At 73.3% G+C, this 14,176-nt stretch carries 12 protein-coding genes; 3 read left to right on the top strand and 9 right to left on the bottom strand.

Annotation, left to right across the window (positions count from 1 at the left end):
- From IE239_RS39390 to IE239_RS39400, 3 genes are all read right to left on the bottom strand, one after another.
- Positions 1-84: LacI family DNA-binding transcriptional regulator (locus tag IE239_RS39390; RefSeq protein ID WP_190153062.1), on the bottom strand; the 84-nt coding region annotated here is incomplete at its 3' end.
- A gap of 371 nt (positions 85-455) precedes the next feature.
- The gene (locus IE239_RS39395; protein ID WP_190154257.1) at positions 456-1,580 is read right to left on the bottom strand and encodes a zinc-dependent alcohol dehydrogenase family protein; all 1,125 of its coding nucleotides are present in this window, start codon (positions 1,578-1,580) and stop codon (positions 456-458) included.
- 71 nt (positions 1,581-1,651) lie between these two features.
- Positions 1,652-1,801 carry a hypothetical protein gene (locus IE239_RS39400; protein WP_190154258.1) on the bottom strand — a complete coding sequence of 50 codons (150 nt, stop codon included), beginning with the start codon at positions 1,799-1,801 and terminating at the stop codon, positions 1,652-1,654.
- Between the two features lie 292 nt (positions 1,802-2,093).
- Between IE239_RS39400 and IE239_RS39405 the strand changes: the two genes are divergently transcribed.
- A complete protein-coding gene (locus IE239_RS39405; protein WP_190154259.1) occupies positions 2,094-2,552 on the top strand; it encodes a hypothetical protein in 459 nt (152 codons plus the stop codon).
- A gap of 41 nt (positions 2,553-2,593) precedes the next feature.
- On the opposite strand, the gene IE239_RS39410 is transcribed toward IE239_RS39405, so the two are convergent.
- Entirely contained in the window at positions 2,594-3,781 is a 1,188-nt protein-coding gene (locus IE239_RS39410) for a cytochrome P450 (RefSeq protein WP_190154260.1), read from the bottom strand.
- A 381-nt stretch (positions 3,782-4,162) separates the two neighbouring features.
- Between IE239_RS39410 and IE239_RS39415 the strand changes: the two genes are divergently transcribed.
- Both IE239_RS39415 and IE239_RS39420 read left to right on the top strand, forming a co-directional pair.
- The gene (locus tag IE239_RS39415) at positions 4,163-4,735 is read left to right on the top strand and encodes a dihydrofolate reductase family protein (RefSeq protein ID WP_190154261.1); all 573 of its coding nucleotides are present in this window, start codon (positions 4,163-4,165) and stop codon (positions 4,733-4,735) included.
- Between the two features lie 144 nt (positions 4,736-4,879).
- Positions 4,880-5,542: a GAF and ANTAR domain-containing protein gene (locus IE239_RS39420; RefSeq protein ID WP_229878728.1), complete on the top strand. Its 663-nt coding sequence runs from the start codon at positions 4,880-4,882 to the stop codon at positions 5,540-5,542.
- 123 nt (positions 5,543-5,665) lie between these two features.
- Here IE239_RS39420 and IE239_RS42790 read toward each other — a convergent pair whose 3' ends face one another.
- The 5 genes from IE239_RS42790 to IE239_RS39445 form a co-directional block, all read right to left on the bottom strand.
- Complete coding sequence (locus IE239_RS42790; protein ID WP_229878725.1) at positions 5,666-6,049, bottom strand: STAS domain-containing protein; 384 nt, start codon at positions 6,047-6,049, stop codon at positions 5,666-5,668.
- 147 nt (positions 6,050-6,196) lie between these two features.
- A complete protein-coding gene (locus IE239_RS39430) occupies positions 6,197-8,503 on the bottom strand; it encodes a prolyl oligopeptidase family serine peptidase (RefSeq protein ID WP_190154263.1) in 2,307 nt (768 codons plus the stop codon).
- Positions 8,476-10,260, bottom strand: coding sequence for an N-acetylglutaminylglutamine amidotransferase (locus tag IE239_RS39435; protein ID WP_190154264.1), 1,785 nt, complete (start codon positions 10,258-10,260; stop codon positions 8,476-8,478). Before IE239_RS39435 ends, IE239_RS39430 begins: the two co-directional genes overlap by 28 nt.
- Positions 10,261-10,389: 129 nt before the next feature.
- A complete protein-coding gene (locus IE239_RS39440) occupies positions 10,390-11,553 on the bottom strand; it encodes a carboxylate-amine ligase (protein ID WP_190154277.1) in 1,164 nt (387 codons plus the stop codon).
- A gap of 353 nt (positions 11,554-11,906) precedes the next feature.
- On the bottom strand, positions 11,907-14,057 hold the full coding sequence (locus tag IE239_RS39445) for a SpoIIE family protein phosphatase (RefSeq protein ID WP_308435456.1): 2,151 nt from the start codon (positions 14,055-14,057) through the stop codon (positions 11,907-11,909).
- Between the last annotated feature and the right edge of the window lie 119 nt (positions 14,058-14,176).

The following is a 14,176-nucleotide window of genomic DNA, read 5'->3' on the forward strand; positions in this document are numbered from 1 at the left end:
GGAGACGGGCCGCTTGCCGCTCAGGGCGTACGACACGGTGCTCCGCGACACACCGGCCCGCCGGGCGATCTCACCGATGTTCACGAGGGCTCCTCACGGCGACCGGTCGAACCGGGACGGGCGCGGACCGAGCGGCGAACCGGTTCGCGACACGGGAAGGGAGAAGTGGTGCGAGCCGCTGTCGGTGCTTCGGCCGGGATCCGGTGTCTCCGGCCTGCCGTCCTGGTCCCGACGAGAGTGTAGCGCTGACGGTCTTCCGTCGGCGCCGGCCTCCGCCGCGCCCGTCGAACCGGTTCCGGCGGCTCCGGGCACGGCCTGCCCCGGGGTCCCCTGCCTCTCTGCCGTCATCGGACCGCGGGGCGCGACGGAGGACGGCCTAGGACACAGTCACAGGCACCCGCGCGACCACGCCCACGGGAACGAACACGGGCCCGAGGCCGGATGCCTGGTCGTGGTCAGGGGGTGGTCGCTTCCGTGCTCCTGCTCGTGTCGCTGCTCGTGGCCGGCATGGTGACGACGATCTTGCCGAAGTGCCGGCCGCCTTCGAGGTGGCGCAACGCCTCATGGACGCGTTCGGCGGGGAGGACGGAGTCGATCACGGGGGTGATGCCGTGCTCGTCGACGAAGGCGGCCAGTTCTTCGAGCATCTCCAGGGAGCCCGTCTCGATGCCGTGGACGGTGATGTTCCTGGTGACGAACCGGTAGACGTCGATGTTCGCCGCGCGTCCGGCGATGAGGCCGATGAAGCTGATGCTCCCGCCCACCTTCACCGCTTCCAGCGAGCGGTTCAGGTTGTCGCCGCCCACCGTCTCGACGACATGGTCCACACCCTCGCCTCCGGTCATCCGCAGCACCTCGGCCGCGAGGTCCGCGGTACGCCGGTAGTTGATCGTGCGGTCGACGCCGAGCGCGCGGAGCCTGTCGAGCTTCTCGTCGCTGCTCGAGGTGACGATCGGGGTGGCGCCCAGAGCGAGGGTCAACTGTGCGGCGAACAGGGCGACTCCGCCTGTGCCGTGGACAAGCACGGTCTCGCCCGGCCGGACCCGGCTGCGGCGCCCGACGGCGTGCCAGGCGGTCACTCCGGCGACGGGCAGCGTGGCCGCGTGCACGTCGTCCAGGCTGTGCGCGGTCCGCACCGCCTCGTCCTGCTCGACGAGGACGTATTCGGCGAGCATGCCGCGGTTGACCGGCCCGCCCACCGGCGACACATAGGTCTCCTCGGCGAGCGGACCCGACCGCCATCGGGGCAGGAATCCGGCCGAGACCCGGTCGCCCGGTCGCCAGCGGGTCACCTCGGAGCCGATCGCGGCGACGGCGCCGACGCCGTCGGAGACGGGCACCACGTCCCGTGTGGGCGACCAGTGGTCGACACCGCCCACGACCAGCAGGTCACGGTAGTTGAGCGACACGGCCGAGATCTTCACCAGCACCTCGGTCGGACCGGGCGCCGGTACCGGGACGCGCACAGCGGTCAGTGCGTCGATGCCGTCGCCCCGGGTCGTCCACGCGGTCATCGTTTCCGGCGTCCCGGTCGTCGCGGGTGCGGCCACGTCGGCGGGTGTGAAGGCTTGTCCAGGCACGTGAGCGTCCACCTTTCGTTCGTATCGTCAAGGCCGTCCGGCGCCCACCGCGCCGGCGTTTCGTCGCACGGTCACCCGACGTCGCCGCCGACGTCCTCCTTCAGGAGCAGGGCGAGCAGCCCGCACAGCGCGCCCCGACAGCCGGGCGTCCGGGCGGCGCAGCCCGCCGGCCCGCGGATCAGTGTGCGGCGCACGGGGGCGGAGACCGCGGACAGCGCCATGAGCACGGACACCTCCACGGGAGCCGGGTGCCCCGGGCGCCGCGGGGTGGGAAGCGCCCGAAACCTCGTCCGGCATGACCCTCCCGTCGTCACCTGTCTCCGGCCCGGGGCTCAGGGAACGGCCCGGCCGGTCGTCGAGTGTTCGACGGAGATCTTACGGTCTCGGCGTTCGCCTCCGTTCGAATTTCTCGGCGACGGGTGCGGCCCGCCCCGCGTGTCACGACGTCACCCGTGCCGGTGATCGGCCGCGAGGTTGCGCCGCCGACCGCCGGCCGACCGTCACCCTGGGTGCATGCGCCATACGCTCGCCCTCGCCGCCGCCCTCACCACCGTCCTCCTCGCCGGAGGCTGCGTGTCCCTCCCCGGCGGTGCCCCGCCGCAGCCACACCTGGCCCCGGACGCCGCCCGCACGCCTTCCCCGGTGCCCGACCCCGGCCAGGCTCCCGCCTTCACCGCCCTCGTCAGCACGGCCCCCAGCGGGACGCCGCAGTCTCCCGCCCGCCACCGGCGCGGCGCGGCACACCGGTTTCCCGGCCCCGGCGACGCCGGTCACCGGCCCCCGCGCGCCCAGCCTCCGGCCCGGCCGCACTCCGGCTCGAAGGCCGCACGTCCGGCACGCCCCGCCCGCCCGCGCCAGGTCAGGCCGGGGCGGCCGCCGTCCACGTACGACCTGCGCACCGTGTGCGGCTGGTCCCACCGTTCGCCCGTGTCGCCCTCCGTCCGGAGGCTCTGTGACGCCTTCGCCGGCTGAACGCCGGAGCGCGGAAGCCGGCGTCACGGTCGAGCCGTTCGTCAGGCCGCCTTGCTCGGCACGAGTCGGAGCGGGACCTCGGCGTACGTGTTCAGGATGGTGTTCTCCGCGATCACCGGATCACCCGCGAGCTCGATGCGTTCGACGGAGTCGAGCAGGGCGTGGACGACGGCGTGCAGCTCCAGACGGGCGACGCCCTGGCCGACGCAGTGGTGCCTGCCGTGGCCGAACCCGAGATGGTCGAGCGGATTGCGCCGGAAGTCGAACTCGTCCGCGCGCTCCCACTTGCGTTCGTCACGGTTCGCGGACGCGAACAGGGCCCATATGCGCGCGCCCTGCGGGACCGTCACCCCGCCGAGTTCGACGTCGCAGGCCGCGACGCGGGTGAGTCCGCGCACGGGGGTCTCGAACCTCAGCAGCTCGTTGACGGTCGAGGCGACCAGCCCGGGCTCGGCGCGCAGCGCCTCCCACTGGCCGGGGCGCTCGGCGAAGAGGACGAGCAGATGGCCGATCGCGGCGGCCGTGGTCTCCAGCGACGGGCCGATGAGGTCGACGAGGAGGAGGGGGCACTTCTCCTCGGCGACGACGCCCCGGCCGGCCGCTTCGAGGACGGCGGCTCCGGGGCTCCCGGGCGCCAGTTCCCGGTTCGCCGCGAGCTCGTGGGCGAACGCGAACAGGCGCCCGGTCATCTCCATGTTGTGCGCGGTGCGCTCCGAGACCGGCCCCAGCAGGTCGTTGCCCACCTGCCCCCACGCGTAGAGATGCTCACGATTGCGTTCGGGAAGCCCCAGGTAGTCGGGGATGATCAGCATGGGCAGCGCCTGGGCCAGCTCGGTGACGCCGTCGATCTCCCCCTTGGCGACGACTTCGCCGACGAGGTCACGCGCCTTCCGGGAGATCTCCTCACCGCGGGCCCGCAGCGTCCCGGGGCGCAGTCCCGCCCCGACGACGCAGCGCAGCACGTCGTGCTCCGGCGGATCGCTGACGAGCGTGACGCCCCGCATGAGCCGGTTGACCTCGGGGTCGAATCCCACGCCCTCACCGGAGACGAAGGCGTCGTGATCGGCGAGCACGGCCTTCACCTCGTCGTAGCGCGTCACGGCGTACACGTCCGGATCGCGCAGCCGGACGACACCGCCCAGCTCCCGGAGGCGCCGGTACTGCTCGCAGCGCGTGCGCCGGTCCGAGGTCGCGAACATGTCGATCTCCGTCATGGGGACGACGGCCACGGGTTCCTCCTGGAGCCACTGACGGCGCGTCCGGTCCCGCCCGGTGAACACGCCGCACGCCGTCGCTTCCCCGTTCGAGCCGGACGCCTCCGTCTGATCTTGCTCGGCGCGCGTGGCCGCAAACCCGGCCCCGGGCGCGGCGCCACGGACCTGACGATCTTCGCGTCGGGGCCGCCGGCCGGCCGGTCGAGGATCTCCGGCGGCAGATCGCTCCGTCGGGCCGCGGGCATGGGCTTCGGCCGTGTTCCGGCGACGGCCGATGAGTTTCCGGCGGCTCGACGGTCAGAGATCATGGCCGGAAGGCGCCGCGGCCGCGAGTGCGGGCGAAGGCGCACCGACCGGATCGACCGAAGACCGGACACGAGACCTCGAGGATCCATCATGCGCACCCTGATCAGCACCGCTTTCATCTCGCTCGACGGCGTCGTGGAGGCTCCGGGCGGCGAGCCCGGCTACCGCAACGCCGGCTGGACCTTCAAGGACGTCGAATTCCTCCCCGAGGCGTTCGAGATCAAGGGCCGGGAGCAGCAGGAAGCCACCGCGATGCTGCTGGGCCGGACCAGCTACGAGGCGTTCAGCCCCGTGTGGCCCGACATGCCGGAGTTCGCCGACTACAAGGTGATCCCGAAGTACGTCGTCTCCACCACCCTGAGCGAGGACGACCTGGTGTCGAACTGGGGTGACACCACGATCATGCGTTCGCTCGACGACGTCGCCGCCCTGAAGGAGGGCGAGGGCGGCCCGATCATCGTCCACGGCAGCGCCACCCTGAACCAGGCCCTGTCGGACGCCGGCCTGATCGACCGCTATCACCTGCTCGTCTTCCCCCTCCTGCTCGGGGCGGGCAAGCGGCTCTTCAGCGCCACGGACAAGGACACGCAGAAGCTGAGGCTCGTCGAACACCAGGCGTACGCCAACGGGCTGCAGATGAACGTCTTTGACGTCCTGCGCTGACGCCGCGTGCGCACGCTGTCACCGGTTCGCCGTGAGATGCGTGGGAAGCTGGGCAGGAGACAGGAGATGTGTCTCAGGGAGGGCGAATCCCAGGGAGGGCGATCGGTGGAGGACGGTGTGGACTGGGGCGGGTTCGCCCAGCAGATGGCGTCGATGGCGAGGGAACTCCTGGCACAGGATTCGGTCGACGCCACGCTGGAGCGGATCACCGCGTCGGCCACGGACCTGGTCGACGGGTGTGACGCGGCCGGCATTCTCGTGCTGCGCGACCGCAAGGCGGAGACGCTCGCCCCCACGGACCAGCTGGTCCTCGAAAGCGACCGGCTGCAGGAGCGGCTGGGCGAGGGGCCCTGTTTCGACGTCGCCCGGCGCGTCGAGGGCGAGCGGGTCTTCCGCATCGCGGACCTCACCGGCGAGCAGCGGCGCTGGCCCGCCTACGCCCCGGGGGCGCATGCGCTCGGGGTGGGCAGCATGATGGGCTTTCTGCTGTTCACCGAGGACGAGGACCTCGGCGCGCTCAACCTCTACTCACGCAAGGCCGGCGCGTTCACCGAGACCAGCGAGCTGGCCGGCTGGCTGCTCGCCTCCCACGCAGCGGTCGCCTTCTCCAGCGCCCGCACCCACGCCCAGATGGAGCAGGCGGTGGCCACCCGGCACGCCATCGGCGAGGCCATGGGCATCCTGATGGGCAGCCATCGCATCTCCGAGGACCAGGCCTTCGACGTGCTGCGGCGCTACTCACAGGAGAACAACGTCAAGCTGCGCGAAGTCGCCCGCCTGATCTGTGAGCAGGGCGGCCTCGCGTGACGCATGCGTCGCCGGGGCGGCTCCTCCGGCACGCTGTCTGAACCAGAGAAGCCTGGACCGGGGCAGCCCCATGGGTACGCCGCTGAACCCGGCTTGCTCACCAAGTCCCCTGTCCCGGCTGCCTCACACCCGGTTCCCGGCCGGGCCCGCATCACGTCCCACCCGGCCGGGCGGCGTCGAGTCGGAGCGGGCCTCCACGGCGGACTGCGCGTCGGGATGGAGGGCGAAGATCTGGTCCAGTCCGACGACGCGCAGGATGCGCAGCGTGTTGCCGGGCACCCCGGCCAGAGCGGCGTCGGCCTGAGCGGCCGCCGCGTGGTTGCGGGCGGCGATCAGGGCGGTGATGCCGCTGGAGTCGCGGGCGGTGTGCCCGCTCCGCTTCCTGCTTGCGCCGCAGCAGTTCCTCCCCGTGAGCGCGGCGGCCGGACGCGTCGAGGACGGCAGGCAGCCGGCGGGAGGCGGCGCTCGACCTCCCCAGGCATCGCGCCGCCTCCTCCGGACCGGCACCGGCTACCCCGCCGTGCACGCTCTACTCCTGCTTGTTGCTTGTTCCTCGCTGCTTGTCGCTGGTTCCTCGAGGCGCGTTCTCGGGTGGCAGGGGCTGCGCCACCCGCGTCGGCCGCTCCGGCTGCTCCGGCCGATTCGCCGCGCCTCTCACCGGCTCAGATGTCGCTCGAGCCAGTCCGCGGCGCTGCGGCGGAACAGCCTCCGGTTGTCCGCCCGCAGAAAGTCGTGGCCCTCGTCGCGCAGGGTGAGCAGTTCGGCGGCGACGCCCCGCTCGCGGGCCGCCCGCACGAACTGCCAGGACTCCTGCGGGGGCACATTGGTGTCGTGTTCGCCGTGCACGGCGAGCACCGGGGCCCTCAGTTCGTCGACGCGGCTCATCGGCGACAGGGCCCGCAGCAGTTCCCGGTCGCGTTCCGGGTGGCCGTACTTGTGTGCCGCCGACTCCGCGAGCCAGGACTCGGTGCCGGCGAAGAAGGTCAGCAGGTCCGACATGCCGCAGACGGCCACGCCGGTGCGGAACAGCGCGGGATGCCACACGAGTGAGGCGAAGGTCAGGTAGCCGCCGTAGGAGCGCCCCATGACGGCCAGCCGCGTCGGATCGGCGGGGCCCTCCGTCACCGCGTGGGCCGCGCAGTCGGCCACGTCGTCCAGCGCGGCGAAGCGGCCTGCCCCCAGGTCGGCGTCGACGAACGACCGGCCGTGGCCGGAGGAACCCCGCACGTCAGGGGCGAACACGTCCAGGCCGCGCCCGGCGAGTTCGTGGTAGAGCGGGTGGAAGACCGGGCGTTCCTGTTCCTCGGGTCCGCCGTGCAGGTGGACCACGCAGGGCGCGGGCTCGCCCTCCGGGCGTCCGGGCGCCCGGTAGTACCACCCGCTCAGGGGCAGCCCGTCGCGTGCCGTGAGCCGCAGGGGCACGGGGCGGACCGGCGGGCGGCCCGGCGGGACGGCGTCCTCGTCCTTCGACGACCAGGGGGTGCGCAGCAGGGACACGCCTTCGTGGACCCACCACACGCCCGGTTTGCGTTGCGAACCGGACAGCGCCAGCAGCAGGCGCCCGGCGCCGGCCCCGGTGACCCGGGTGACGACCTCGTGCGGCAGGGGAAGGGGCCGGGGCGGACCCGTCGCGTCGGGGGCGGGGCGCCGGGCGGTGTGCCGGGCCGGGGAGGTCTCGACGAGTTCGAGCTCGCTCGCGCCCTGCGCGTTCCAGGCCAGGACGGCGGTGCGGCCGTCGTGGGCCAGGGCCAGGAGTTCGAGGTCGCTTTCCTGTCGTTCCGCGACGACGGTCCTGCCGAACGGCACGCCGAGGGCGTCGAGATCCACGGCGACGAGAGCCGCGTACTCCCGGTCGACGTTGCTGCGCAGCCACAGCGTCCCGCCGTCGGGGGAGAACCGGCCGATCCACGGGTCTCCGTCCGCGACCGGCAGGGCGAAGGTCGTCGCCGAGTCGTCCGTGCGCCGCACGACCGCCTCGCGCCGGCCGCGCGGCCCTCGGCGCAGCAGCACGAACCGGCCGTCGCGGCTGAGGTCGCAGACCCGCAGGGTGGCCGCGTGCGTCTCGGTGGTGAGCAGCACGGGCGAGGCGTGGCCCTCGGGATCGATCAGGTACACGGACAGGCCGCCGTCGGAACGTACGCCCGCCCCCGTGGCCGTGGCGCCGGTCCGGGCCTCGCCCGGCTCCCCTCCCCCGCCCCTTGTGGTGTCCGTACCGGCTGCGGTCGTGGCGTCGTACACGGCGCTGCCGAGCAGCGTCGCGTGACCGCCCCGGTCGGTCCATCCGGCGGGCGGGGGCGCGGCCTCGGGGGGACCGTCGCCCGGGACCTGCTCCGGCGGCGGACGACGCCCCGAGCCGTCGTCGAAGGGGCGCGCGGCGGGCGCGGCGACGGTGACGGCGAGCGAGGAGCCGTCGTGCGCCCAGCAGCCCAGATAGGCGGTGCTGTCCGGGTCTGCGCCGGCCAGGACGCGCCGTCCGGTGCCGTCGGGACGCACGCACAGCACCCGGGAGTGCTCACCGCCGCCCGGTGCGGTGGTGTACGCGATCCAGCGGCCGTCCGGCGACCAGGAGACCTCGGTGACCGGGTCCGGCGAGGAGTCGAGCAGGCGCACCTCGCCGCCGTCGACCGGTCCGGCCCACAGCTGGGGCACGCCGCCCCGGTCGCAGATGAAGGCGGCCTCGGTGCCGTCCGGGCCGGCGGAGGGGTACCAGCAGCCGTGCGACCGCAGCCGGCTCACGGCTTCCCGGGGGCCGGCCGCGTCGGGCAGCGGCACCGGGGCCGGCGCGGCGGTGTACACGGCGTGCTGCGCGTCGGCGTCCGGGGACGGCGCGTCCGCGGGCGGCGGGAAGCCCTCCCCGTACGTCACCGTGCGGACGTCGCCGGGCGGGGCGGTGGGCGGCGTGCCGTGATCCGCCCGGCCGTCTCGATCGTCGGTCACCTGATTCCGTGCGTCTGCAGCCATATCTCCAGCAAGGCCGTCTGCCACAGGGCGTTCGCTCCGCGCTTGGTCCGGTGCTCGTCGGGCGCCGCGAGCAGTTCGGTGACGTACGACTCCTTGAACAGGCCGCGTTCCCTCGCCTCGGGCGCCTGGAGGGCCTCGCGCACCCGGTGCAGGACGGGGCCGGCCATATGGCGGATCGCCGGGACGGGGAAGTAGCCCTTGGGGCGGTCGACGACCTCGCGCGGGAGGAGCTTGCGGCCGGCCTCCTTGAGGACGCCCTTGCCGCCGTCGGCGAGCTTGAGCTCGGGCGGGCAGGCCGCGGCCAGCTCCACGAGTTCGTGGTCGAGGAAGGGCACCCGGGCCTCCAGGCCCCAGGCCATGGTCATGTTGTCGACCCGTTTGACGGGGTCGTCGACCAGCATGACGTGCGTGTCCAGGCGCAGCGCCGCGTCCAGTGCGGTCTCGGCCCCAGGCGTCGCCATGTGGGCGCGGACGAAGCGTCCCGAGACGTCCTCGGAGGGCAGCATGTGCGGCTGGAGGATGCGGGCGAGGTCGGCGTGCGGCCGGTCGAAGTAGGTCTCGGCGTACTGCTCGGGTTCGTCCTCCCGGGCGACCCCGGCCAGCTCCGGGTACCAGTGGTAGCCGGCGAACACCTCGTCGGCGCCCTGCCCGCTCTGCACGACCTTGACGTCCTTCGACACCTGCTCGGACAGCAGGTAGAAGGCGACCACGTCGTGGCTGGTCATCGGCTCGCTCATGGCGGCGATCGCGCCGTCCAGGGCGGTCGACACCCGGTCGGAGGGCACCATCAGGCGTCGGTGGTCGGTGGCGAACTCCCTGGCCACGAGGTCCGAGTACCGGAACTCGTCGCCCTCCTCGCCGCCCTCCGCCTCGAAGCCGACGCTGAAGGTCATCAGGTCCCGCTGCCCCTCGTCGGCGAGCAGCGCGACGATGAGGCTGGAGTCCAGGCCGCCGGAGAGCAGGACGCCGACCTGTACGTCGGAGACCATGCGGCGCCGCACGGCGGTGCGCAGTCCTTCCAGCACCGCGTCACGCCACTCGTTGGCGCCCATGTCGGCGTGCTCGGGGCGACGTGTGTAGGAGGGCTGCCAGTAACGGTGGTCGCGATGGGCGCCGTCCGGCTCGACGACCCGGACGGTGGCCGGGGGCAGCTTGCGCACGCCGTTGAGGACGGTGCGCGGCGGCGCGACCGTGGCGTGCCAGCTGAGGTACTGGTGGACGGCCGTCGGGTCGAGGGTGGTGTCCACGTCCCCGGCGGCGAGGAGGGCGGGCAGCGACGAGGCGAACCGCAGGCGGTCCGGCGTCCCCGACAGGTAGAGGGGCTTGATGCCGAGCCGGTCGCGGGCCAGCACGACGCGGCCGGTCCGGTGCTCGACGAGGACGAAGGCGAACATGCCGTGGAAGTGCTCGACGCAGGCGGTCCCCCACTGCAGGTAGGCCTTGAGGACCACTTCGGTGTCGGACGTCGATTCGAAGGCGTGACCGAGCCCGCGCAGTTCGTCGCGCAGTTCCCGGTAGTTGTACACGCAGCCGTTGAAGACGCCGGTGATCTCGTCGCGGGCGTCCGTCATCGGCTGCGCGCCGAGGTCCGACAGGTCGATGATCTTCAGCCGTCGGTGTCCGAGTGCCACCGCGCCCCGTGTCCAGACCCCGTGGCCGTCGGGTCCCCGGGGGGCGAGGCGGTCGCTCATGCGCTCGACGGCCGCCAGATCAGGGCGTCGGCCGTCGAAGCGGATCTCTCCGCTCAGACCGCACATGGCGTACCGCCTCCTTTCCGCACACCGGCATAGGTCTGGGTCGTGCTGCTGGACATGACGGAACCCCTTCTGCGCAGGCGGCAGTTCGGTGAGAGAGGAGACACGGGCGGTCCGGGGGGCGCAGGGCCGTCAGCGGCCGATGGCCTGAGGCTGCGCCCGGCGGGCGGCGGCGGAGCGTGCGCCGTCGACGGGGCGCGGCGCGCTGCGGTGTCCGCGTTCGCCGCGCGTCTCGGCGACGAGCATGTCGACGCAGGCCAGCAGGTCCTCGTCCTGTGCGGCACGACGGATGCGGCGGGCGGCGCTGCCGTCGGCGAGCGCCTGGTGGGCCAGGGCCCGCACGGTGTCCCAGTCCCCGTGGGCCTCGAGGGCGGGACGCAGCCGGACGAGCAGCTTGTGCAGGACCTGTGCCGCGGGCGCCTCCCGGTGGGTCTCGGGGTCCACCAGCGGGCCTTCGAGGCCGGACCGGGCGGCCCGCCAGGCGGCGCCGCGCAGCCATTCGTGCCGGCCGGCGCAGTGCGGCTCGCCGTGGGTGCGCAACTGTTCGCGGGCCTCGGTGACCAGGGCGCGGAAGAGCCCGGCGATCAGCACTACGGTCTCCGCGCGTGGGCAGGCGTCGCAGATGCGCAGTTCGAGGGTGCGCAAGTGGGAGGAGGGGCGGACGTCGTAGTAGATCATCCCGGGGTCGCTGATCACTCCGGCCCGGACGAAGTCCTGCACGGCGGCGTCGTATTCGGCGGCGTTCGCATAACACCCGGCGGGTCCCGCGGTCGGCCAGCGCTGCCAGAGCAGGGTGCGCCAGCTCGCGTATCCGGTGTCGGCGCCCTGCCACAACGGTGAGCTGGCGGAGAGCGCGAGGAGGACGGGCAGCCAGGGCGCCACGACGCACATCGCGCGTACGGCGGTGTCACGGTCGGGGACGTCCACGTGGACCTGTGCGCCGCAGATGAGCTGTTCGTCGGCGACCCTGCGGTATTCCTCGGTCATGTGGAGGTAGCGCGCGTCGGCGGTGGGGTGGGCCGGGTCGGCCGACGCCAGCGGGGCGGTGCCCGCGGCCATCACGGCCAGCCCGGACGAGGCGGCCGCCCGGTCGAGTCGCCGTCTCGTCTCGGTGAGGTCGGCGTGGAGGTCGTCCAGCGAGGTGTGCACGCCGCTGTTGGACTCGACCGTCGACTGGTGCAGCTCGGTGGTGAAGGCCTGTCGGGGGAGCCGTTGCAGTACGGCGTCGGCGCGCGGCACCAGAAGCCCGCTCTCCACCTCCAGGACGTGGAACTCTTCTTCCACTCCGATACGCATACTCACGTTCGCTCCTCGGGGTATGCCCGGACGTCCGCTCAGGGGTCGGACCCGTCTGCTGGGCGGATTCGGCGGCTGATTGCCCGGACCGAGTTCCCCACATAACGTCACATAATCTACCCAGTGCGCACGTCTGGCGCCAATGCTTCTCAGACGAGCACGGCCCCGCGGAGCGCGCCGCCGCGTGGCCCCGCCCGCAGTCGGGGTCCGGACCCCGACTGGCCCCTACGGGACGGACCGACCTCGCCCGCCCCACGGCGAGCCCCGGCCGTTCGCAGCCGGTCCGTGGGGCCCACGAGTACCCCCGCCCGGCTGTCGATCCGCCCGTGTGTCCAGCCGTCGCGTCCGGCGGCTCACCAAGGGGGTTCGCCCGGCTGCCCTTGCCGGGCTCGGTCGCCCTCGAGGTGCAGCAGGAGGAGCGCGATGTCGTCGGTGCGCCGGCCGATCGCCTTGCCCTTCGTCAGCAGGTCGTCGATGAGCAGCTCCAGATCGCGGTCGTCGGCCGCGCGGAGATGCCCGGCCAGGTCGGCGATGGAGTCGTCGAGGTCGACGCCCGGCGTCTCGACCAGCCCGTCGGTGTAGAAGGCGAGGATCATGCCCGGGACGATCGGGAACTCGGTGACGGGGAAGACGGCGTCGGGATCGATGCCGAGGAGGGGACCGGGCACCAGGTCGACGGGCGCGGTCGCGCCGTCGGGGAGGCGGAGAAGGGGCGGAGGGTGACCGGCGCCGGCGAGGGTCACGCGTCGGCGGCCGAGGTCCAGGTGGGCGTAGAGGCAGCTGGTGAACAGGTCCGGCGCGAGGCCGGTGAGCAGCCGGTTGGTCCTGGCGAGTACCTGGTCGGGCGACGCGCCCAGGGTGGCGTGGGCGTAGACGCCGGTGCGGACCTGGCCCATCAGGGCGGCGGCGGCCACGTTGTGCCCCTGGACGTCGCCGATGACCGCGGCGGCGACCGTCTCGCCGAGCCGGATCAGGTCGTAGAAGTCCCCGCCGATGTCCATGCCCCGGGTGGCGGGCACATAGCGGGCGGCGACCCGCAGACCGGCGATACGGGGAAGGGTGCGCGGGAGCAGCGCCTGCTGCAGACCGTGAGCGAGCTCCAGCTTGGTGTCGTAGAGGCCGGCCCGGTCCAGGGCCTGGGCGACGAGCCCGGCGAGGGACGTCAGAACGGCGCGTTCCTCGGCCGGGAAAGGGTGGGGCCGGTCGTAGGACAGGACGCAGCAGCCCACGGGCCGGCCGGAGATGATCAGCGGCAGGAACGCCCAGGCCTGCTTCCCGCTGATCAGCAGCGCCTCGGGATAGATGCGCCGCATTTCCTCGGGGTCGGCGAAGAAGGCGGGGATGCCGCTGCTCAGGGCGCGTCCGGCCGGTGTGAAGTCGGTGTCGAGCGGCAGCCCGTCGAGACGCTCCACGGTGTCCCGGGTGTAGCCGCGGTGGCCGGTGATCCGCAGCCGGCCCGCCTCGGCTCGGGACAGCACCAGGCCCTGGGCGCCGAAGGCCGGCATGATCTGGTCGGCGACCAGGTCGATGACGTCCTGGACGCCGACGACCTCGGTCAGGGCGGCGGCCAGGTGGGTGAGCTGGTAGAGCCGTCCGGCGCGGGCCGGCGCGGGCGCGCGCGGGGAGCGGACGTCCGCCGCGGCGGACGGGGACCGCTCGCCGCTGGGCCGGATACGGACGCTGATGCCGCTGGCGTCGGGGTAGAGACGGATGTCGAGCCACTGGCCCGGCGGGCGGCACGCGGTGAACGACACGGGCTCACGGCTGATCACCGCCGCCCGGTAACGGTCCTCGTAGGTCGGGTCGTCGAGCCAGCGCAGGGACTGCCACGGCAGGGTGCCCAGCAGCAGTCCGGCGTCGCAGCCCAGCAGTTCGCAGGCGCCGGAGCTGAGGTACGTGAAACGTCCCTCCAGGTCCAGGGCGCAGCTGCCGCCGGGCAGTCGCTCGGCGAAGTCGGCGGCGGCCATCGCCGGGCCGCCCCGCCCGCCGGTCCCCGCGGCGACGACGCGAGGCCCCTCACGGCCGTCCGGACCCCGGCCGCGCGCATCGGCGTCCTCCAGCAACCGGGCGATGCGACGGCAGCTGGACGCGATGTTCCCCCGCTCTCGTGCGGTCATGTAGGGCGGACGGGAGGCGGGCCAGATCAGAAGCAGCGAACCCCGGCGACGACCGCCGGAGACCGGCGCCGCGACCAGCGCCAGAGGGAAGGGGAGCACCATGGCGGTGCGCGGGTAGGAGCGGGCCATCTGCTCCTGGCTGCCCACCCACACCATCCGGTCCTCGCGGACCGCCACGGCCACCGGCGCCGGCGCAGCGATCGGGACGCGCGCCCACGGCGCGGCGAACTCGGCCGGCGCCCCGCACAGCAGGTCCAGGTGCAGCAGCTCTTCGTCGGGCCCGAGGAGAAAGAGCGCGCCGATGGACGCGCCGGTGCGGCGCACCATCTCCGCGAACTCGGCGTCCAGCTCGCCGTCGCCGACGGGCGGATCGCCCGCGCTGGTCACGTGGCACCTCCGGCATCGGGAGGGAGAGGTCTCCGGACGGCCGGCGCGGGCCCTCCGCTCCGCTCGGGGCGCGGACAGGCACGCCGGACGGGACCGGACCCGCCCCTACCAGGACGCTA

The organism is Streptomyces humidus (genome assembly GCF_014649655.1).
Lineage (GTDB): Bacteria > Actinomycetota > Actinomycetes > Streptomycetales > Streptomycetaceae > Streptomyces > Streptomyces humidus.